The following is a 1,068-nucleotide window of genomic DNA, read 5'->3' on the forward strand; positions in this document are numbered from 1 at the left end:
CTTCAAATACTGTCCCATCTTTAAGGACTAAAATTGCTTTTTTCATTAATTCTCTCCTCTCATGTCAAAAAATTTATTTCCCTTAACTGTAAGTAAAACTTTTCCTTTTAGTTCCCAACTATTAAAGGGTGTGTTTTTACCAAGGGATGAGAAGTTATCTTTACTGACTGTCCATTTTTTATTTATATCCACAACAATTAGGTCAGCCTGACTTCCTTCAATTATCCCTCTTTTATGTATTTTTAAAATCCTTGAGGGATTGATTGTTAGTTTTTCAATAAGTGTTTTAAGGCTTAAAATACCTTCATGTACAAGTTTAAGGCTGAGGGCAAATGCTGTTTCAAGCCCTGAGATTCCATTTAATGCCTCCTGAAAGGGCACTTTTTTCTCATCAATGTGATGTGGAGCATGGTCTGTAGCAATGACATCAATTATGCCATATTTTAATGCTTCTTTTATTGCCTCTCTGTCTTCTTCTGTGCGTAAAGGAGGATTTACCTTTGCATTAGTATTGTAATCCCTTACAGTTTCCTCTGTTAGAGTAAAGTAATGGGGACAGGTTTCAGCTGTGACAGATATACCCTCTTCCTTAGCTTTTTTTATTAATTCAACAGAACCACTTGTTGATACATGGGCAATATGAATTGGTGACTTAAGATTTTTACTCAAGATTATATCTCTTGCTATCATTACCTCTTCCGATGCTTTAGGAATTCCTTTAAGCCCAAGATAAAAGGAAAGCTTTCCCTCATTCATTACTCCTTCTTCGCTTAAATTTAAGTCTTCGCAGTGGGAGATTATTGGTGCATCTACTGCCTTTGAATACTCAAGTGCCCTTCTCATAATGAGAGAGTTCATTACAGGCATTCCATCATCAGAAAAGGCAACACAACCTGCTTCTTTTAACATAGACATATCAGCGAGTTCCTCTCCTTTAAGCCCTTTAGTAATAGCTCCGATGGGATAAACATCGCAACTACCTTCCTCTTTAGCTTTAGCAAGTATATAATAGGTAACTTCTGGATTATCATTAACAGGATTTTTGTTTGCCATGCAACATACAGAGGT

Annotated in this window: 1 protein-coding gene; it reads right to left on the bottom strand. The window is 36.0% G+C overall.

What is annotated here, in order from left to right; all coding sequences use genetic code 11:
* Window positions 1-45: 45 nt before the first annotated feature.
* Window positions 46-1,068 (bottom strand): dihydroorotase (locus N2201_07430; protein MCX7786029.1); only part of this gene is annotated, 1,023 nt, incomplete at its 5' end.

It is taken from the genome of candidate division WOR-3 bacterium (genome assembly GCA_026418155.1).
Classification (GTDB): Bacteria; Hydrothermota; Tepidihabitantia; order Tepidihabitantales; family CAIPLT01; genus JAOABV01.